The organism is Clostridium uliginosum (assembly GCF_900112485.1).
GTDB lineage: Bacteria > Bacillota > Clostridia > Clostridiales > Clostridiaceae > Clostridium > Clostridium uliginosum.
In genome coordinates this window covers 78,843-100,213 of sequence record NZ_FOMG01000012.1, presented here as the reverse complement: position 1 = coordinate 100,213, position 21,371 = coordinate 78,843, and the positions used below count along the sequence as shown (strand labels likewise).

At 30.1% G+C, this 21,371-nt stretch carries 17 protein-coding genes; 1 reads left to right on the top strand and 16 read right to left on the bottom strand.

Annotated features, from left to right (window positions below; translation table 11 throughout):
• Positions 1–520 precede the first annotated feature (520 nt).
• The 14 genes from purD to BM027_RS09620 all read right to left on the bottom strand — a co-directional run bounded on the left by purD (position 521) and on the right by BM027_RS09620 (position 17,201).
• Positions 521–1,771, bottom strand: coding sequence for a phosphoribosylamine--glycine ligase (gene purD / locus BM027_RS09685; RefSeq protein ID WP_090091292.1), 1,251 nt, complete (start codon positions 1,769–1,771; stop codon positions 521–523).
• 84 nt (positions 1,772–1,855) lie between these two features.
• A complete protein-coding gene (purH, locus tag BM027_RS09680; RefSeq protein WP_090091290.1) occupies positions 1,856–3,355 on the bottom strand; it encodes a bifunctional phosphoribosylaminoimidazolecarboxamide formyltransferase/IMP cyclohydrolase in 1,500 nt (499 codons plus the stop codon).
• Between the two features lie 15 nt (positions 3,356–3,370).
• Positions 3,371–3,982, bottom strand: a complete 612-nt coding sequence (purN, locus tag BM027_RS09675) for a phosphoribosylglycinamide formyltransferase (RefSeq protein WP_090091289.1) — start codon at positions 3,980–3,982, stop codon at positions 3,371–3,373.
• Positions 3,970–4,971: a phosphoribosylformylglycinamidine cyclo-ligase gene (purM, locus tag BM027_RS09670; protein ID WP_090091287.1), complete on the bottom strand. Its 1,002-nt coding sequence runs from the start codon at positions 4,969–4,971 to the stop codon at positions 3,970–3,972. The genes purN and purM overlap by 13 nt, the downstream gene beginning before the upstream one ends.
• A gap of 9 nt (positions 4,972–4,980) precedes the next feature.
• The gene (purF, locus tag BM027_RS09665) at positions 4,981–6,411 is read right to left on the bottom strand and encodes an amidophosphoribosyltransferase (protein WP_090091285.1); all 1,431 of its coding nucleotides are present in this window, start codon (positions 6,409–6,411) and stop codon (positions 4,981–4,983) included.
• A 25-nt stretch (positions 6,412–6,436) separates the two neighbouring features.
• On the bottom strand, positions 6,437–7,144 hold the full coding sequence (gene purC / locus BM027_RS09660; RefSeq protein WP_090091283.1) for a phosphoribosylaminoimidazolesuccinocarboxamide synthase: 708 nt from the start codon (positions 7,142–7,144) through the stop codon (positions 6,437–6,439).
• Positions 7,144–7,623, bottom strand: a complete 480-nt coding sequence (gene purE, locus BM027_RS09655; protein ID WP_090091281.1) for a 5-(carboxyamino)imidazole ribonucleotide mutase — start codon at positions 7,621–7,623, stop codon at positions 7,144–7,146. The genes purC and purE overlap by 1 nt, the downstream gene beginning before the upstream one ends.
• A gap of 146 nt (positions 7,624–7,769) precedes the next feature.
• Positions 7,770–11,516, bottom strand: a complete 3,747-nt coding sequence (locus tag BM027_RS09650) for a phosphoribosylformylglycinamidine synthase (RefSeq protein WP_090091279.1) — start codon at positions 11,514–11,516, stop codon at positions 7,770–7,772.
• Between the two features lie 540 nt (positions 11,517–12,056).
• Positions 12,057–13,646 carry a ClC family H(+)/Cl(-) exchange transporter gene (locus BM027_RS09645; protein ID WP_242943305.1) on the bottom strand — a complete coding sequence of 530 codons (1,590 nt, stop codon included), beginning with the start codon at positions 13,644–13,646 and terminating at the stop codon, positions 12,057–12,059.
• Positions 13,647–13,954: 308 nt separating this feature from the next.
• The gene (locus BM027_RS09640) at positions 13,955–14,110 is read right to left on the bottom strand and encodes a zinc-ribbon domain-containing protein (RefSeq protein WP_090091276.1); all 156 of its coding nucleotides are present in this window, start codon (positions 14,108–14,110) and stop codon (positions 13,955–13,957) included.
• Positions 14,111–14,255: 145 nt separating this feature from the next.
• Complete coding sequence (locus tag BM027_RS09635; protein ID WP_090091274.1) at positions 14,256–14,939, bottom strand: amino acid ABC transporter ATP-binding protein; 684 nt, start codon at positions 14,937–14,939, stop codon at positions 14,256–14,258.
• A 15-nt stretch (positions 14,940–14,954) separates the two neighbouring features.
• Positions 14,955–15,596: an amino acid ABC transporter permease gene (locus tag BM027_RS09630; RefSeq protein WP_090091272.1), complete on the bottom strand. Its 642-nt coding sequence runs from the start codon at positions 15,594–15,596 to the stop codon at positions 14,955–14,957.
• A gap of 62 nt (positions 15,597–15,658) precedes the next feature.
• Complete coding sequence (locus BM027_RS09625; protein ID WP_090091270.1) at positions 15,659–16,483, bottom strand: amino acid ABC transporter substrate-binding protein; 825 nt, start codon at positions 16,481–16,483, stop codon at positions 15,659–15,661.
• A gap of 205 nt (positions 16,484–16,688) precedes the next feature.
• A complete protein-coding gene (locus BM027_RS09620) occupies positions 16,689–17,201 on the bottom strand; it encodes a hypothetical protein (protein ID WP_090091268.1) in 513 nt (170 codons plus the stop codon).
• Between the two features lie 449 nt (positions 17,202–17,650).
• On the opposite strand from BM027_RS09620, the gene ptsG reads away from it, so the two are divergent.
• Complete coding sequence (ptsG, locus tag BM027_RS09615) at positions 17,651–19,693, top strand: glucose-specific PTS transporter subunit IIBC (RefSeq protein WP_090091266.1); 2,043 nt, start codon at positions 17,651–17,653, stop codon at positions 19,691–19,693.
• A 192-nt stretch (positions 19,694–19,885) separates the two neighbouring features.
• On the opposite strand, the gene BM027_RS09610 is transcribed toward ptsG, so the two are convergent.
• Complete coding sequence (locus tag BM027_RS09610; protein WP_423230329.1) at positions 19,886–20,827, bottom strand: SPFH domain-containing protein; 942 nt, start codon at positions 20,825–20,827, stop codon at positions 19,886–19,888.
• Positions 20,828–20,829: 2 nt separating this feature from the next.
• Positions 20,830–21,264: an NfeD family protein gene (locus BM027_RS09605; RefSeq protein ID WP_090091261.1), complete on the bottom strand. Its 435-nt coding sequence runs from the start codon at positions 21,262–21,264 to the stop codon at positions 20,830–20,832.
• Positions 21,265–21,371: the final 107 nt, after the last annotated feature.

Below are 21,371 nucleotides of genomic sequence, written 5' to 3'. Positions count from 1 at the left end.
TTGTGTGAGAACTCAATTATAACAAGGATTTATCATAAATGTTTTTTTATTTTATTCAATTGTAAAATTATTCAAGCATTTTTGCACTATTATAGAATATAAATTTTATCTGATAGATAGCATCCATAATTACTAGATAACGCCCGCACACTCCTTATATAACGATTTCCAAATTTCAAATGAGCTCAAATCCCCAACTGAGACTAAGAACTCTGTTTATATTCCTTTAATATAGCTTACCCAATTTCTGTTTTGATACTAAATCTAAATAAAAAAAGACATATTAAACTTTAAGGCATATTCAAAAAAACAATAAGTCAGTATACTAGTCTATTTTGCGTCATACTGTGTCGGTGAAATCAGCCCATAGCCTTCTATAAACTGATTTTACCTCCTTGTCTGATACAAAATATACGTCGCATCTTTGACTTGTTATTTTCTTTCATATGCCTAAGTTTAATATGTGCTCTTATACATACATGATTATTTTGTAATTATATATTATTTTTTTGAATGTGACTTATTTAAAAATACCAATATCTTTTCTACAATAAGCACCTTCAAAGGTAACACCTTTAATATTTTCATACGCTTCTTCTCTAGCTTCTTCTAAAGTATTTCCTAATCCAATTACAGATAACACTCTTCCACCATTAGTCTTTAGTATATTATCTTCTAACTTAGCTCCTGCTAAAAACACCTTATCCTTTATTTTGTCATCAATCTTTATTTCATAACCTTTAACAAAGTCTCCTGGATATCCATCTGATGCTAAAACAACATTTATGCATACCCCATTATTCCACTTTATATCTACTTTATCTAGCTCTTCACTTAAAGTAGCTTCAATAACTTCTAAAAGATCACTTTCCATTAAATAAAGTACTGATTGAGTTTCTGGATCTCCCATTCTAACATTATATTCTAAAAGATATGTTCCTTTTTTAGTAATCATAAGTCCAAAAAATATGATTCCTTTAAAATCAAAGCCTTCTTGTATAATTCCAACTAAAGTTTTATCCATTATATTTTCTTCAAAATCTTTTAATATATCTTTTGTAACATAAGGATTTGGTGCTAAAACTCCCATGCCTCCAGTATTTGGACCTCTTCCGCTATCAAAAATTTGTTTATGATCCTTTGCTGAAATAAATGGAATTATTGTTTTACCATCTGTTATAGATAATATTGAAGCTTCAACACCTTCTAAGAATTCTTCAATTACTATCTTTTGACCAGCACCTTTAAATATATCATCTATCATATAAGATTTTACTGCCTTTATTGCTTCTTCTTTTGTATTGCAAATAGCAACTCCCTTACCGGCTGCAAGTCCATCAGCCTTAACAACTGTTGGATATAAGCAAGTATTTAAATATTTCAAGGCTTTATCTGCATCATAAAACACTTCATACTCAGCAGTTTTTACCCCATATTTTTTCATAAATTCCTTAGAAAAGCTCTTACTTCCTTCAAGCATCGCTCCATTTTGAGCTGGGCCAAATATCTTTAATCCATTTTGTTTAAACTTATTAACTATTCCATTAGTTAATGGATCTTCTGGACCTACTATAGTAATATCAATAATTTCCTGTTTAGCGAATTTAATCAATTCATCTATATCAGTTATATTTATGTTTTCACATTTCTTTTCTATTGCAGTTCCACCATTACCAGGTGCAATAAATATCTTTTCTACCTTTTTACTTTTTGAAAGCTTCCAAGCTAATGCATGTTCTCTACCACCTGATCCTATTAAAAGCAGTTTCATATAGATATCCCTCCAATTTTCTAATATACACTTCACTGTCCATGAACTTTATATTACAATATAAACATTATTTTAAAACGTAGCCTAATGTTTAAAGTGTCTTAATCCTGTAAATACCATAGCAATTCCATGTTCATTGCAAGCATCTATTGATTCTTGATCTCTCATTGATCCACCTGGTTGAATGATAGCCTTAACACCAGCTTTTGCAGCTTTATCAACAACATCTCTAAATGGGAAAAATGCATCTGATGCGAGTATTGTTGCACCCTTTCCTCTTCTTAAAGCATCCTCTGTTGGCCAAATTCTATTAACTTGACCTCCACCAATTCCTAGCGCTACTCCATCATTAGCAACAACTATAGCATTTGATTTAACGTACTTAACTACCTTCATTCCAAATAGTAAGTCTTTCATTTCTTCATCAGTAGGTGCTTTTTCAGTTACAACTTTCATTTCATCAATTAACTTCTTATCTTCTTCTTGAACTAATATTCCACCATCAACTGTAACCATGTATTTTTCACTATTAGGAGTATTCTTAAACTTAAGCACTCTTAAATTTTTCTTAGTCTTTAGTACCTCTAAAGCATCCTCATCATATTCTGGTGCAGCAATAACTTCTAAGAAAATCTTAACCATTTCTTCAGCAGTCTTTTTGTCAACTTTTCTATTAAAAGCAACTATTCCTCCAAAAATTGAAGTTGGATCTACTTCATAAGCTTTCATATAAGATTCATAGGAATCTTTTCCAACAGCAACACCACAAGGAGTGTTATGTTTTAATGCACAACATGATGGTTCCTCAAACTCACTAGTACACTTCCAAGCTATGTCAACATCTTTAAAGTTATTATAAGATAATTCTTTACCATTTAATACTTCAAAAGTATTCATAGCTCCATCTTCCATTGTTGAACTATAAAAAGCTGCACTTTGATGTGAATTTTCACCATATCTAAGATTTTGCTTCTTCTTGTATGAAACTGAAAGATATTCTGGATATTCTTCATCTTCTAATAAAAAGTTTGAAATAGCTCCATCATATGCACTCATAAGGTTAAATACTTTACCAGCTAATCTCTTCTTAATCTTTAAATCAACTTCTCCTTGTTTCATTTCTTCCATAACAACTTCATAATCATTCTTATCTGAAATAACAACAACATCCTGGAAGTTCTTAGCTGCAGCTCTAAGCATTGTAGGTCCACCAATATCTATAAACTCAACCTTTTCTTCAAACTCTAAATCTTCTTTAACCTTTTCAAAGAATGGATAAAGATTTACAACAACATAATCTATTGTGTGAATATCTCTTTCTTTTAAAGTATTCATATGTTCTTCATTATCTCTTATTGCAAGTATTCCAGCATGAACTAATGGATGAAGAGTTTTAACTCTACCATCTAACATTTCAGGAAAATCAGTAACTTCATTAATTTCTATTACATTTATACCATTTTCCTTTAAATACTTATAAGTTCCACCTGTTGATACAATTTCAACATCTTTAGATACTAAAAATTTAGCAAAATCCAAAACTCCATCTTTGTCAAATACACTTATTAAAGCTCTTTTTTTCATGAAAAAGGCCTCCCTCTATTCTTCTATCTTAGATCTACCATCTACTACTTTTACCTTACCTTCACTAAGTAATTTAATTGCCTTCGGTAATATTATATGTTCTTTTTCTAGTACTCTCTTTTGAAGAGTTTCAGCATCATCTTCAAAATAAACCGGTACAGTTTCTTGAAGAAGTATTGCTCCACCATCAACTTTACAATTTACAAAGTGAACTGTACATCCTGAAAATCTTACACCACTTTTAATTACAGCTTCATGAACCTTTAAACCGTACATACCAGGTCCACAAAAAGATGGAATTAATGATGGATGAATATTTATAATTTTATTATCAAATTCTTTTAAAATATCCCCATCTAAAATTGATAAAAATCCAGCAAGTACAATTAAATCAACCTTATCCTTTGTTAATTCTAAAATCTTATCTGATGATTTTATTCCATACTCTTTTCTTGAAACCACAAAAGTATCTATATTATAATTTTTAGCCCTTTCAAGAGCATAAATATCATTCTTACTGCCTATAACCATTTCTATTTTAGCATTAATGTATTTATTCTCTACTGCATCTATTATAGACTGAAGGTCTGTTCCACCACCAGAGGCTAATACTGCTATTTTAAACAAACACCTTCACCCCCAGATGTTACATATCCTATTTCATAAGCTCTTTCTCCCATTTCTAGTAATGCTTTTAAAACAGGCTCAACATCTGCTTCTTTAACACATAAAACAAATCCTATTCCCATATTGAAGGTATTATACATATGGTTTTTATCTACACCTTTTTCAATAATTCTTTCAAATATTTTTGGAAGAGGATATGAATTTTTATTAATTACAGCTGTGAAATCTCCACCATTAAACATTCTTGGAACATTTTCAATAAATCCTCCTCCTGTAACATGAGCCATTCCTTTAATATCAAAGCTTTCTAATAACTTAAGTACTGGTTTTACATAAATCTTTGTTGGAGTAATTAATGTCTTCCATACTTCTCCTCCATTAAACTCTTCATTTAAGTCAGTAAATATTTTTCTAACTAATGAATAGCCATTGGAATGTATTCCAGATGATGCAATACCTATTAATTTATCTCCCTTTTTTATGTCTTTACCATTTATAATTTTGTCTTTATCAGCTATCCCAACAGCAAAACCTGCCATATCATATTCACCATCACTATAAAAACCCGGCATTTCTGCAGTTTCTCCACCAATTAAAGCACAATCAGATTGAACACAACCATCTGATACTCCCTTAACTAAGTCTGATGCAACTTCAGCTTCAAGCTTTCCGCAAGCTATATAGTCTAAGAAAAATAGTGGCTTTGCACCATGACATAATATATCATTTACACACATGGCAACACAGTCAATTCCAACTGTATCATACTTTTTGTTCTTAAAAGCTATTTCAAGTTTAGTTCCTACTCCATCAGTTCCTGAAACTAATACTGGCTTTTTGTAACCTTCTGGAAGTTCAACCATTCCTGCAAAACTACCAAGACCATTTAAAACATATTCGCTCATAGTCCTAGCTGCATATTCTTTTATTAATTTAACTGATTTATATCCTTCTTCTATATTAACTCCGGCTTCTTTATAAGTAATCATTTATTAATCCTACCTTTCAAGATGGTCTTTTGATGTTTCTATTGGTGTTGCAACTGGGTAAACTCCATTGAAGCATCCCATACAGAATCCTTCTCTATCATCACAGCTCTTATAAATACCTTTTTCACTTAAGTATCCTAAATAATCTGCCCCAATAACATCTCTTGTTTCCTCTACAGTATTATTAGCTCCAATAAGCTCACTTCTATAAGGAGTGTCTATTCCAAAATAACATGGATATTTAACACTTGGTGAAGCAACTAAGAAATTAACTTCCTTAGCCCCAGCTCTTCTTAAAGATTCAACTAAATGCTTCGAAGTAGTACCCCTTACTATAGAATCATCAATTAATACTACTCTTTTCCCTTCCACATTCACTTTTAGTGGATTTAATTTTACAGCAACTGCTCTTTCTCTGATTTCTTGAGATGGTGATATAAAAGTTCTTCCAACATATCTATTTTTAATAAATCCAATTTCATAAGGAATTCCTGATGCCTTAGCATATCCTACTGCTGCTGGTATTCCTGAGTCTGGAACTGCAATAATTAAATCAGCGTCTATTTGATGTTCCTTAAATAACTGTTCTCCTGCTTTTACTCTTGTTGTGTATACCTCTAATCCATCAATTCTTGAGTCTGGTCTAGCAAAATAAATATATTCAAAAGCACAAGTTTGACATTTAGTATTTTCAGAATATTTATATGAATGTACTCCTTCTTTGTCTATTACAACAATTTCCCCTGGTTCTACATCTCTTACAAATTCAGCACCTATTGCATCTAAAGCACAACTTTCTGAAGAAAGTACATATCCCTCTTCAAATTTTCCCAAACAAAGTGGTCTAATTCCATGTGGATCTCTAGCTCCAATTAATTTATCTTTAGAAAGAATAGTTAATGCAAATGATCCTCTAACAGCTTCCATTGCATCAATTACTGCTTTTTCAAGACCTTTCTTAGCACTTCTTGCTATAAGACAAGAAATTACTTCTGAATCAATTGAAGAATGAAATATTTGACCTGCATCTTCAAGTAATTCTCTTATAACATCAGCATTTACTAAATTTCCATTATGTGCCATAGCTATTGATCCAATTTTTGATGAGCTTAATATAGGTTGAGCATTCTCCACCGTATTTCCTCCGGTTGTTGAATACCTTACATGGCCTATAGCTATATGCCCTTGTAATTTAACTAAATCCTCTTTGTTAAATGCTTCTGTAATTAATCCTAATCCCTTATGCAAGTCAATTTTTTCTCCATCTGCAACTGCTATTCCAGCACTTTCTTGTCCTCTATGTTGAAGTGCATATAATCCATAATAAGTCATAGATGCAACATCTATAGGATTATTTGCATAAACACCAAACACTCCACATTCATCTTTAAATTTATCATTACTTGGATCCATTATTAATTCAAAATTTGGATTACTCATTTATACAACCCTTTCACTCTACATCTTATTTAGAAATTCTCTTTAATATTTCAACATAAGCATCTTTAACATTACCTAAATCTCTTCTAAATCTATCTTTATCTAGCTTTTCTCCTGTAGTTGCATCCCAGAACCTGCAAGTATCTGGTGAAATTTCATCAGCTAAAACAACTGTTCCATCACTACATCTACCAAATTCAATCTTAAAGTCAATTAAATTAATGTTTTGTTCCTTAAATACTGCTTTTAAAATATCATTTATTTTAGCTGTCATATCATAAATGTTCTTTAATTCTTCAAAAGTTGTTGCTCCAATTGCAACTGCATGATAATCATTTATTAATGGATCTCCTAATGAGTCATCTTTATATGATAATTCAAATACAGTAGTTTTAAGTGCAAATCCTTCTTCAAGACCTAATCTCTTAGCCATACTACCAGCTGCAACATTTCTTACTATTACTTCTAATGGAACTATTTGAACCTTTTTACATAATTGTTCTCTATCATTTAATTTTTTTATAAAGTGAGTTTTAACTCCTTCTTTTTCTAATAATTCAAATAATACTGAAGTGATTGAATTATTCATTATACCTTTATCTTCTATTTGACCTTTTTTCTCTCCATTAAATGCTGTTGCATCATCTTTATAGTATACTACTACTTCATCAGCCTTATCTGTTGCATAAACCTTTTTAGCTTTTCCTTCATATAACATTTCTAGTCTCTCCATTATAATTGTACCCCTTCCACATTTTCATCTATAAATCTTTTTTTCATATTTGTTCTAAATTCAATTAATTTATTTTTTAATGATTCATCTTTAATTGATAACATTTGTAAAGCCAACATTCCTGCATTATAGCTATTGTTTATCCCAACTGTTGCTACTGGAATTGCTTTTGGCATTTGTACTATTGAATATAGTGCATCTAAACCTTGAAGTGCTGCATTAATAGGAACTCCTATTACAGGAAGTATGGTTTTAGATGCAATTACACCTGGTAAATGTGCTGCAAGCCCTGCTCCAGCTATTATTACCTCGCAACCCTCTTTTTCAACCATTTCTAATGTTTCTTCTAATTTTTCTGGTACTCTATGAGCTGAAAGAATAAATGCTTTATATTCTATATTAAATTCCTTTAATGCATTTGCAGCACCTCTCATTACTTCTGTATCAGACTTGCTTCCAAAAAATATTGCTACCCTCATTTTAAACCTCCTAAATTTTAAATATCTTATTTTATCTAAGTTTACTGAGTAAGTGATTCACACAAAATCATTTCTTATGCGGCTAACTCCATTTGGTCGTTAGCTAAGTTCGAACAACCAAATGTAAAATTTGGACTCTCACTTATCTACTTAAAGTAATTTACTCCTGATTTGAAGATTTTTTGATCAAATTCTCCTGGAATATTTCTGTATAAATCTTCTCCAATTCTTTCTGAATGAGCCATTTTACCTAAAACTCTTCCATCAGGACTTGTGATTCCTTCTATTCCATACATTGACCCATTAGGATTAAATGGCATATTAAGAGATACTTTTCCATCAAAATCAACATATTGTGTTGCTATTTGACCATTTTCTCTTAAACTTTTAATTAATTCCTCTGGTGCAACAAATCTTCCTTCTCCATGTGAAATTGGAACTGAATGTATATCTCCTAAGTTTACTTCACTAAACCATGGTGATTTTTTTGAAACAACTTTTGTTCTAATAATTGAAGACATATGTCTATTTATATTGTTATAAGTTAATGTTGCCATGTCTTCTTTTATATCAACTATTTCACCATAAGGTACTAATCCTAATTTAATTAAAGCTTGGAAGCCGTTACAAATACCTAATACTAATCCATCTCTATTTTTTAATAATTCCATTACAGAATCTTTAATTTTTTCATTTCTAAATACTGTTGCAATAAATTTGCCTGATCCATCTGGTTCATCTCCTGCTGAGAATCCACCTGGAATCATAATTATTTGAGATTTATTTATTTCTGATTTAAGATTTTCTATTGATTCTAATAAAGCTTCCTTAGTAATATTTCTAAATACTACTTCTGATACTTCCGCACCTTCTCTTTCAAAAGCTCTAGCACAGTCATATTCACAATTATTTCCTGGAAATACTGGAATTACAACTCTTGGTTTAGCTATTTTAATAGATGGAGCTTTGTATACTTTTTTATCATTTAATACTGTTTCAACCTTATCTAAAACATCCTTAGTTTTAATTTCAAATACTTTGCTTAATTTTTCTTCATAAATTTTTTCTAAATCTTCAATTCGTAACTCTAAATCATATTCTTTGCATATTATCAATGATGAAGATATTGTTTTACCTATTTCCTTGTATAAGCAATCTTTAAATTCATCACATACATTAACGTTAGCTTTAACTTCTAATATTATGCTACCATAGTTAAATCCAAACAATTCTTCTTTAGTTAAATTTTCAAATTCAACTCCGATTCTATTTCCTAAAGTCATTTTAGTAATACATTCTGAAACTCCTCCGAATTTAATAGCAGATGCTGAAATAACTTTTTCATCTCCTATTAAGTTGTAAAGTACTTCTAAATTCTTTTTAAACTTCTCCATATCAATAGTTTTATCTTCTAACTTTTCAGTTGTAAGTAAAACTAAATTTGAACCTACTTCTTTAAATTCAGGTGATATAATTCTCTTTGCTTTTTCCACCCCTACTGCAAATGAAACCAAAGTTGGTGGAACATCTAAGTCCCCAAAACTTCCTGACATAGAATCTTTTCCACCAATTGCAGGAATTCCAAGTATCATTTGAGCTTCATAAGCTCCAAGTAATGCTGCAAAAGGTTTACCCCATCTAGTTTCGTCTTTACCTAATTTCTCAAAATATTCTTGAAACGTTAATCTCGCTCTCTTATAGTCCCCACCCATAGCTGAAAGTTTAGCTATTGATTCTATTACTGAATAATAAGCCATATGATACTCACTCCAAGTACCAAGGTTTGGATTAAATCCAAAAGTCATTAATGTTGCATCTTTACTTTCTCCACCAAGTACTGGAATCTTAGCTGCCATACCTTCTGCTGGTGTATTTGCATACTTTCCGCCAAATGGCATTAATACTGTTCCTCCACCAATTGTTGAATCAAATCTCTCTGATAATCCTTTTTGAGATGCTACATTTAAATTTTTCAAGTTACTAATCCAAGTTTCTTTAACATCAACATCTAAAACTGCATATGGATAATCAGAAGGCGCCTTAACCTTAACACTTGTTCTTTGATCAGCTCCATTTGTATCTAAGAAAGTTCTCTTTAAATCAACAATATTTTTGCCTCTCCAGTATATTCTTAATTTATCAGTATCTGTAACATGAGCTACTAAACTTGCTTCTAAATTTTCTTGATTAGAAAGTCTAATAAATTCCTCTGCATTTTCTTTTGTTACAACTACAGCCATTCTTTCTTGTGATTCTGAAACTGAAAGTTCTGTTCCATCTAATCCTTCATACTTCTTTGGAACCTTATCTAAATCTATATCTAAACCTCTGCAAAGTTCTCCTATTGCAACTGAAACCCCACCAGCACCAAAATCATTACATCTCTTAATCATCTTTGCTACTTTTGCATTTCTAAACAATCTTTGAATTTTTCTTTCTGTCGGTGCATTACCTTTTTGAACTTCCGCTCCACATTCATTAATTGAATCTACAGTATGTTCTTTAGATGATCCTGTTGCACCACCTACTCCATCTCTTCCTGTTCTACCACCAAGTAAGATTATTGCATCTCCTAACTTTGGTTCTTCACGTATAACATTTTCCTTTGGTGCCGCTGCTATAACTGCTCCAACTTCCATTCTCTTTGCTGCGTAATTGGGATGGTAAACTTCTTGAACCTGCCCAGTTGCAAGACCAATTTGATTACCATATGAGCTATATCCATGTGCTGCTCCAAGTGTTATTTTCCTTTGAGGAAGTTTCCCTGTTAATGTTTCTTCAATTGCAACTGTTGGATCAGCAGATCCAGTAACTCTCATAGCTTGATATACATAAGTTCTACCTGATAATGGATCTCTTATTGCTCCACCTAAGCAAGTTGCTGCTCCTCCAAAAGGTTCAATTTCTGTTGGATGATTATGTGTTTCATTTTTAAACATTACCAGATAATCTTTCATACCTTTATCTGTTTCAATTTTTACATTAATTGAACAAGCATTTATTTCTTCTGATATATCTAAATCTTGAAGTTTGCCCCTTTTTCTTAATTCCTTCATTGCAATAACTGCAATGTCCATAAGAGTCTTATTCTTCTCTTTTTCTCCATATACATATTCTCTTGATTTTATGTAACTCTCGTAACTTTTCTTAATAGGAGCTGTGTATTTATTTTCTTCAATCTCTATATCTTCTAAGATCGTTGAGAATGTTGTATGTCTACAGTGATCTGACCAATAAGTATCAATAACTTTAATTTCAGTAATTGATGGTTCTCTATTTTCTCCTTTAAAATAATCTTTAATCATAACTAGATCATCAATGCTCATTGCTAATCCTTGCTCATTATGAAATTCTTGTAATTGTTTTAAAGTTTTATTTGTAAATTCATCTAAGATTTGAACATCTTTAGGAATGTTTGAAGTTGATGATAAGTCTTTGCTATTTATATCTACTTCTCTTGAATCGACTGGATTTATATAATAGTTTTTAATCTTTTCTACATCGCTTTTTGAAATGTTTCCTTTTAATGCAACTATTTTTGCTGACTTAATTTCGACCTTATCTTCAGCTGTTAAAAGGGCTAAACATTCAGATGCGGAATCTGCTCTTTGGTCATATTGGCCTGGTAAAAATTCTACTCCAAAAACTACTTCTCCTTCATTAATTGGTAATTCTGATTCATATACTACATCTACTGTTGATTCTGAAAAAATTGTATGTAATGCCTTATTATAATATTCTTCAGTTATGTCTGAAATAATATATTTATTAATAAGCCTTACATCTTCTAAGTTGTTCACTCCTAAGTTATCCTTAAAATCTCTTAATAAACTTTGAGCTTCTACATTAAATCCTTTTTTCTTTTCAACAAATACGCTTCTAATATCTAACATCTTAATTCCTCCAAAAAATATTATGAGTTTAGCTTAATCACCATTTATATAATTCCGAATGTTTTTTGATAACATCGCGCTAACTTTCGTATCGATATTCTAAGATTATCATCTAACACGTATGATGTCAACTTTTATTATATTAAAATTTCTTAAAATCAGTCTTTATCCGAACTATATATTTGTTAAAAATTTTAATTATTCGTGTTTTATATCTGTATTTTGAAATTTTATGTTTAATCTATTATTCTCAAATTTATATATTTTAAAACCTTTATTAAAATTATTTATTCCTCACAATACATCTAGTTTCTTCTTAACATTTTTATTCAAGTAAATACTAGTTGTTTTTTGAAAAATTTCTGAATATATCCAAATAAAAAAAACACTTACCTGTAAAACAAAATGCACTCCGTCAAGTAAACATAGTTTTTTAACTGTGTTTACTTGACGGAGTGCATTTAAAATTATCGCTATGTTTTAAAATAGTGTTGATATTGTTATATTTTTGTAAAGTAGACTAGCATACTGACTTGTTATTTAGTTGTTAAATTCACTTGCTAAGCTTTTTATTTTTTCCAAAGCTTCTCCTGATTCAGTTTCATTTACCATAACAACTAAATAATCTCCATTTAATATTTTCGTATTTCCTTTAGGAATTATTTCTTTATCTCCTCTTTTTATAGACACTACTAAACATTTTTTAGGCCATGATATCTCTTTAATTTTCTTTTCTTCTATATAACTTCCCATACATACTGAAATTTCAAGAAGAGTTTTGATTCTATCATTTCCTTTTAATTGTTCAGATTCCTTTACATTATTTTTCTTATTTAATAAATTGTTCAGTAAACTTTCATAAATAGGACTACAATTTAAGACATCTGACACAATATATGCTGTAATTACAACGATTGTTAAAGCTAATAAATGTTCAAATGATCCTGTCATCTCAGTTATTAATATAATTCCCGTAATTGGAGATTTAACTGTTGAGGCAAAGTGACCTGCCATACCAAATATAATAAAATTTACTACATATAGCATTGGTAAATCTGTAAAATTACAAAATGCTATCCCAAAGATATTACCAACTATTGCTCCAAGTACTAATAATGGAAAAAATATACCTCCTGGTGTACCAGAACCAAAACAGATTAACGTAAGTAAAAACTTAAACAATAAAAAAATAAACAATAGTTTTAATGTAAAACCACCATCAGCTAATGACTCAATTAAGTTGCTTCCCCCTCCAAGTAAAATTGGTGCACTTAATCCTACAACTCCAGTAACTAAAAATGGAATTATTACTTTAACTTGTACTGGAACACTTTTTAATTTTCCATATAGCATTTGACTTTTTAAAATTCCTTTATTAAAAATCATTCCACTTATTCCTAATACTATTCCAAGTAACGGAAGCGCAAAATAATAACTTAGTGGGAATACCTGTACATTTGAAAACACTAACGCTGGTTTTAATCCTAAAAATTCCTTGCAAACAAAGTCTGCCATTATAGAAGATGATATTGCTGATAATAATACTAAAGGTGAAAAGTTTTTATGAACTTCTTCTAATGCAAACATAACTCCAGACAATGGAGCATTAAACGCTGCTGAAAGTCCAGCACTTGCACCACTAGTTAATAAGAATTGTTCCTCTAAATTTTGTCTTTTAAAAAGTTTTGCAAAGACTTGAGCTATTGAAGCACCCATTTGAACTGAGGGTCCCTCTCTTCCTACTGATAGACCTGCACTTAAAGCTACAGTTCCACCTATAAACTTATAAATCAATACTCTTAATGGATTAACCTCTATCTTTTTTATTAAAATCCCTTCAACTTGAGGAATGCCACTACCTGAAATCATTGGTTCTCTTTTAAGTAAGCATCCTACAAAATAGCCCAATAAAATAAGCCCTAAAAATAATACTAATATTTTTGTAGGACTTCCATTTGATAATTTATAAATGTAATTAAATATATATGATAACTTCGAAACTAAAATTCTATTACAAACAATTATAAGTCCAACTAATATTCCTATTACTGCTGATTCTAATACTAATTTAAACTTTAAGTTTTTTCTATTATTTAATATCTTCTTCACTTCTGATGCATTTTCATCCAAATCCATCCCTCCTTTAGTCACATTAAAAAATAATAGAACAGTATGCTTGTCTATTTTGCATCATACTATGTCAGCAAATTCAGCTAATAGCTCCCTATTAACTGAACTTACATTCGTGTCCTTACATAAAGTGAAACTTTTCAGGTGGAGTTTTTATGCTCCAGATAAATTTAGTTGAACTTATACCATCAAGGGGCACGTCGTCTTAAGACAAAATATACGACGCATCTTTGATCTATTATTTTGTTTCATATACCTTAAAAAAAACAAAAGGTCATAAGATAAAATCTTATGACCTAAATAGAATACTATCTATTGTTTCTTTGTTGCTTTCTAGCTCTTCTACAATCAGGACATCTTACTGGTTCGTTGTCAAATCCTTTTTCTTTGTAGAATTCTTGTTCTCCAACTGTGAATATGAATTCATTTCCACAATCTTTACATACTAATGTTTTATCTTCCATTATAAATTCCTCCCTTTTCATAGATTATAACCTCATACTAGAACCAATCTCTGAAACAGAGGAAATGTGTAGTACTGATTAAATCTTGAATTATATTACTAATTTATAATATCACATTTTACTCCTTAATTCAACACAAATTAATTTATTCTTCAAATATTAATCCTTTTTGAAGTTTACCTTCACTCATAGAAACTATTCTATCAGACACTTTCTTTGCAAATTCCATATCATGAGTTATTATCATCATACCCATACCATTATTACTTAATTTTTTTATTAAGTTAGCAAATTCTCCTGTGAGTCCTGGATCTAAAGCTGATGTTGGTTCATCAAAGCACATAATTTTAGGTTCTAACGCTAAAGCCCTACCTATAGCAACTCTTTGCTTTTGTCCACCTGATAATTCAAATGGATAATTATTCTTTTTATCTTCTAAATCTAAAAACCCCAAAATTTCTTCAGCCTTTTTAATTGCATCTTTCTTACTCATCCCTAAAACCTTTTGAGGTGCTTCTATTATATTCTCTAAAACACTCATATGTGGAAATAAATTAAAATTTTGAAACACTAATCCAATATCTTTTCTTATTTCAGCCATTGTCTTCTTATCTACATACTTTCCATCTTTACATATTGCTCTTCCATTAATCTCTATACTTCCATTATCACAATGTTCCAAAGCATTTACACATCTAAGCAATGTAGTTTTTCCGCCTCCAGAAGGACCAACAATAACTAATATTTCACCAGTATCAATATTAAGATCAATACCCTTTAAAACTTCTGTATTACCAAACTTTTTTTCAACGCCACTAACTTTTAACATAGTAATCAATCCTTCCTAGTTATAATACTCATACTTTTTCTCTATTTTCTCTAGAACCTTACTTAAAATTCCTATAACTATTAAATAAACAATTCCTGCTAATAATAATGGTACTAAAGTAACATCTCTATTAGAAGCTATCTTTGCTATTTTAAGCAATTCATCTAAGCCTAATATATACACTAATGAAGTATCTTTTACTAAAGTTGTGATTTCATTTGCAACTGGTGGTATAACTCTTTTAATTGCTTGAGGCAATATTATTCTAAAGAATGTATCCTTTTGGGTTAATCCTAAAACTTCTGCACCTTCATATTGTCCATGGTCAATTGATATTATTCCAGCTCTAAATATTTCTCCAAAATATGCAGTATAATTTAATACAAAAGCTATAATAGCAGCTAAAAATCTATCAAAAGTAATACCTACTATTGGTAATCCAAAAAATATTATAACTATTTGTAGTAACAATGGAGTTCCTCTCATTACAAGTACATATGCTCCCATTATTTTTTTTAATACTAGAGATTTTGATGTCCTAGCTAACGCAACTATAATTCCAAGTGGAATAGATAATACTAATGTCAATAAAAAAACTTCTAATGTAACCTTTAATCCCTCTAATATTTGAGGCATTAGTGATAAAATATAATTCAATATAGCTCCTCCTCTTTTACTACTTAGGCATATTTGAAAAAATAACAAATCAGCATACTAGTCTATTTTTTTTCATCTGCCTTAACTATTATATCTTCGCCAAACCATTTTTTTGAAATTTCTCCAGCACTTCCATCTTCTACTACAGCCTCTAGTGCTTTATTAAATTCTTCTACGAATTTTGTATCACCTTTTCTAATTCCAACTGCATAAGTTTCCTTACCAAAATCATCATCTAAAACTTTATACTTATCTTTTCCTCTTTCTTTTATATAATATTTAGCCAAAATTTCATCAGCAACAACTGCATCTATTCTTCCCGCTTCTAAATCCATTAATGCATCATTATTTGTTTCAAATGTAACAATCTTGCCACTATCAAATGTTTTTATTATATCCCCATCTGCTTCTATTGCATCTACTGCACTAGATTGATTTTGAGCACCAACCTTAGCCCCTGCTAAATCTTGTTTACTACTAATCTTAGAATTTGCTAAAGTTACTATAACTTGTCTATTATTTAAATAAGCGTTAGAAAATTCAACCATTTTCTTCCTTTCATCTGTAACTGAGTATCCATTCCAAATCAAATCTATATTTCCATTTTTTAATTCTGACTCTTTCATACTCCAATCAATAGCTTGAAATTTGATAGTTTTATTAAGTTTTTCTCCTACAGCCTTAGCTAGTTCCACATCAAAACCTACTAACTTCCCATTTTCATCTTTAAATCCCATTGGTACAAATGTATCATCAAACCCCATTACTAATTCTTGTTTATCAGATGTACCTTGCGTTTTACTTGTTTGACATGCTACTAGGCTCGTACCAATCATAACAACACATGATATCATTAAAATCTTTTTTATTAATTTATTTATCTTCATTATTATATTCCCCCTTAGCTCGCTTCTCTTATTTATTACTTTATCATACTAAAGCGAAAAAGTCAATATAGTTCCTATAAAAAATTATTTATATGTTTTATTTAATGTGCCTTAGGCATATTAAAATACAGGAGAGCTGGTCTACCTTATAAATCAGCTCTCCTGTATTTAAACACTATATTAAGAATTGTTAAATCCCACCAAATTAGTGATTCCCTACTCTATTTAAAGCCTTTTGTAGGTTGTCCATATGAGAATCAAATTGATCTTTCACATCCGTAACTTTAGTTTCATCAATAGGATTTTCTTGATCTTCTAATTTGTCTTTTGCATCATCAGTTTTGTCCTTAAGCTCATCTAATTTATCACTAACTTCTTCAAGTTCTTTTTTAACATCTTCACTCTTACCTTGTAAGTCAGCTTGATTTAATTTATCTGTTAATTCATCTGCCTTATCAGTAAGTTCTTTCATTATTCTTTCTTTGTCTCCATCCATCTCATCTATCTTATCAGTGATTTCTGATGGCTTATCTTTTAGTTTATCTTCTAATTCCCGAACCTTTTCAGAATCAAAAATATCATCTACTTTTTCTGATGTTGGTACTTCATCCTCATTTACTTTTCTTGTAATGACATAATCATCTTTAACATTGCATCCAATTAAAGTAAAACTTAAAATACCGCACATGAATAAAGCCATTAAGTTCTTCTTTTTCATCTTTTCACCTCAAGTAAAGCATTTTTAAATAAGTAACTAAAAATCTTAGTATATACATTATTATACTAACCTAGAGTTACAAATTAAATATACCTTTATTTAATTATATTTATATCTTTCTATACAAAATATAAAAGCACATCAGTTTTTTACTTTTTCATAAGTCACATGAAACAAAATAACAGACCAAAGATGCACCGTATATTTGGTCTGTTATTTTTTGAATGTGCCTAATATCGCAAATATAAACTTATACTTCATATTCTAATACTTTTCTAACAATTCTTCAACAGTTTTTATACTAATCAGTACTACTATTTTTTTGCTTTATTCTACAATATCTTCTTTATTATGATATTAAAATACTTATTATTACTAATTTTTTTAATATTTTTAATTTATTAGGTAATACTAAGTTTGATAATTTAAAAGAAAAGGAGTAATTATTTATGTGGAAAAAAGTTTTTGGCGAACTACAAAAAATCGGAAAAGCTTTAATGTTACCTGTTGCACTATTGCCAGCTGCTGGTATACTACTTGCATTTGGCACCATGTTTCAAAATCCAGATTTTTTAGTTAGAATGCCTATTTTTGGTGCTACTGGTTTTCAATTATTTGCAACAGTAATGGAACGTTCTGGCGGTATCATTTTTGATAATCTACCTTTAATATTTGCTGTTGGTGTTGCTGTTGGACTAAGTGATGGAGATGGTGTTGCTGGTCTGGCTGCTATAGTAGGTCTTTTAATTATGAATACAACAATGGGTAAAATGTTAGGAGTTACAAATGCTCAATTAACTGACCCAATGTATGCATTAGTCCTTGGAATCCCAACGCTACAAACTGGTGTTTTTGGTGGTATTATCATAGGAGTTATAGCCTCCTCGCTATATAAAAGATTCTATAATATAGAACTCCCCTCTTACTTAGGTTTCTTTGCTGGAAAGAGATTTGTTCCTATAGTAACTGCTGCATCTGCGGTATTACTAGGAATTGTTATGACATTTGTTTGGCCTCCAATTCAAAATGGACTTTTTATTTTTTCAAGGAGCATGATAGATACAAATAAAACATTTGCTGCATTTGTATTTGGTGTTGTTGAAAGAGCATTGATTCCATTTGGATTACATCATATTTGGTATAATCCTTTCTGGTATCAATTTGGTGAATACGTTGATAAAGCTGGAAATTTAGTTTTAGGTGATCAAAAGATTTTCTTTGCTCAACTTAAAGACCTAGTTCCTTTTACTGCAGGTACATTTATGACTGGTAAATTTCCTTTTATGATGTTTGGACTCCCTGCTGCTGCACTTGCTATGTATCATGAAGCTAAGCCTGAAAAGAAAAGTCTAGTTTCTGGTATTTTAATTTCTGGAGCGTTAACTACATTTTTAACAGGTATTACAGAACCACTTGAATTTGCGTTTTTATTCGTAGCTCCAGTATTATTCGCAGTTCACTGTGTTTTTGCTGGACTTTCATTTATGATAATGCAACTTCTTAATGTAAAAATAGGTTTAACTTTTTCTGGTGGTATTATAGACTTTATATTATTTGGAGTTATTCCAAATAGAACACGATGGTGGTTAGCAATCGTTGTAGGACTTTGTTTTTCAGTAATATACTACTTTGGATTTAGATTTTTTATTAGAAAATTTGATTTAAAGACTCCAGGTAGAGAAGATGATGATATCTTAGCCAGTACTCCTAGTACTAGAAAAGAAGGAAGTGCTTTAGCTAATGCCATAATTGGAGCATTCGGCGGAAAAGAAAACCTTGATAATCTTGATGCTTGTATTACAAGACTTAGGGTAATAGTTAAAGATAAAGATAAAGTAGATAAAAATAAACTTAAACAATTAGGTGCTGCAGGTGTTATGGAAGTAGGTAATAATATCCAAGCAATTTTTGGACCTAAATCAGACAATATCAAAACTCAAATGAAAGATATTATTTCAGGTAAGTTGATTGTTTCAGACGATGTAGATGACATTCAAGAAGATGTTTATCAGTCAACTTCCAATGAAAAAAGCTCTATAAATTGTAGTATCATTTGTCCTATAGGTGGGCAAATAATACCAATATCTGAAGTTCCTGATGATGTTTTTTCTGAAAAAATGATGGGTGATGGATTTGCTATTGTTCCAGAAGATAATATAGTTTATTCACCTATCGATGCTACAATCGCTACTTTATTTCCAACTAAGCACGCTCTTGGATTAGTATCAAATGATGGATTGGAAATTTTAATTCATGTCGGAATGGATACTGTAAATCTAAAAGGGGAAGGATTTAAATCTTTTGTGACTCAAGGTGATAAAGTAAAAGCAGGTGATAAATTACTAGAAGTAGACTTTAATTCAATTAAAGATAAAGTTCCTTCAATAATAACTCCTGTAGTTTTTACTAATTTAAATGAAAATGCAGAATTGAAAATTAATTATGGAAAACATAAAGCTAAAGATAAAAATATAGCTAGTATTAAACAATAATACATATTCAATTTTCATACTATACAAAAAAAGATGCTTCTAAATAATAATATATAGAAACATCTTTTTTTATTTCGCTATGTTTTAGAAGAATGTTGATATTGTTATATAATAGTAAATTTCACCGTCCATGAGCTTTATATTACAATATCAACACGGTTTTAAAACAAAGCCTTTTATTGTATAGTTTTACTATTTCTTATAAGCATCTTTTAATGTATCAGCTATTGCAGCTAAGCTTCCTAATGATGATAAAGTTTCATTTGGAAGTATTAACTTATTAGCAGGATTTAAAGCCATTTCTTTAAGAGCTTCAACTTGCTTTATAGCAATAACTCTTTCATCAGTACCTGATTCTATAATAGCTTTATTTACTTTCATTATTGCTGAAGCTTCAGCCTCTGAAATTTTTTCAATTGCTTTAGCCTTACCTTCAGCTTCAAGTAGTTGAGATTCTTTTAAACCTTCTGCTCTTCTAATATTTGCTTCTTTTTCTGCTTCTGCTGTAAGTATTTGAGATTGTTTTTCTCCTTCAGCTTTTTCAATTTGCGATTGTCTAAGACCTTCTGCTTGAAGAATCATAGCTCTCTTATCACGTTCTGCTCTCATTTGTTTCTCCATAGCTTGTTGAATTTCAGCTGGAGGTATGATATTTTTTATTTCAACACTTAAGATTTTAATTCCATAAGCATCTGTTACTTCATCAATAATACTTAAAAGATTTTGATTTATTGCGTCTCTTCCTGATAGTATTTCATCAAGACTCATGTTTCCCAAAATATTTCTAATATTTGTTGTAGCTGAATATACTATACCTGATTTATAATCTTCTATGTTATATACAGCGTCTCTAGCATTTAATAATTTATAGAATATAACATTATCTACTGAAATTTTAACATTATCTTTAGTTATAACTGATTGTGGTGGTACATCTAATATTTGTTGTTTTGTTGAAATTCTTTTTCTCACAAAATCAGCAAAAGGAATTATAAAATGCCATCCTGGTTCTAACACCCTACTAAATTGACCAAGCCTCTCTACAACACATAGGTATCCAGTATTTACAATTTTAATTGAAGATAAAATTGTAAATATTATAAATATTAATATTATTGGTATAATTATAACCATTATTATTTTTCCTCCTCTACTTTTTTAATCTTTAATTTTGTTCCTTGAATTCCTGAAATAACAAAATTCTCTCCTTCGTGTATTAAATCTCCCTCATTAATGCCTGTCCAATATATGCCACTTACTTTTAAAGTTACTTTACTCTCAATATCTTTTTCTGCTATCATTACTCTTCCAATATAATTTTCTTCCATAAGTGGTGTTCTATGCTCACAATTTTTATATTTTTTTCTTATCCAAGGATATCCAATTGAAATTGCAATAATGCTTACTACTAAAAAAATTATTGCTTGAACTACAAAATTTGCATTTAAGCATCCAGCTATAAATGCTGCAATTGCACCTATTGAAAACCATACAAACAGAAAGCTACTAGTAAAAATATCTAATAAAAATACAGCAATCCCAACTACAATCCAAAATATAAGGCTTGTCACTATATTCTCCTCCTTTGTATTTACTGTACTTAGTATATCATTAATTACTAAGTTTTCCAAAGTACTACTTAGTATAATTTGGTTATATAGTATAATAAACCATATTA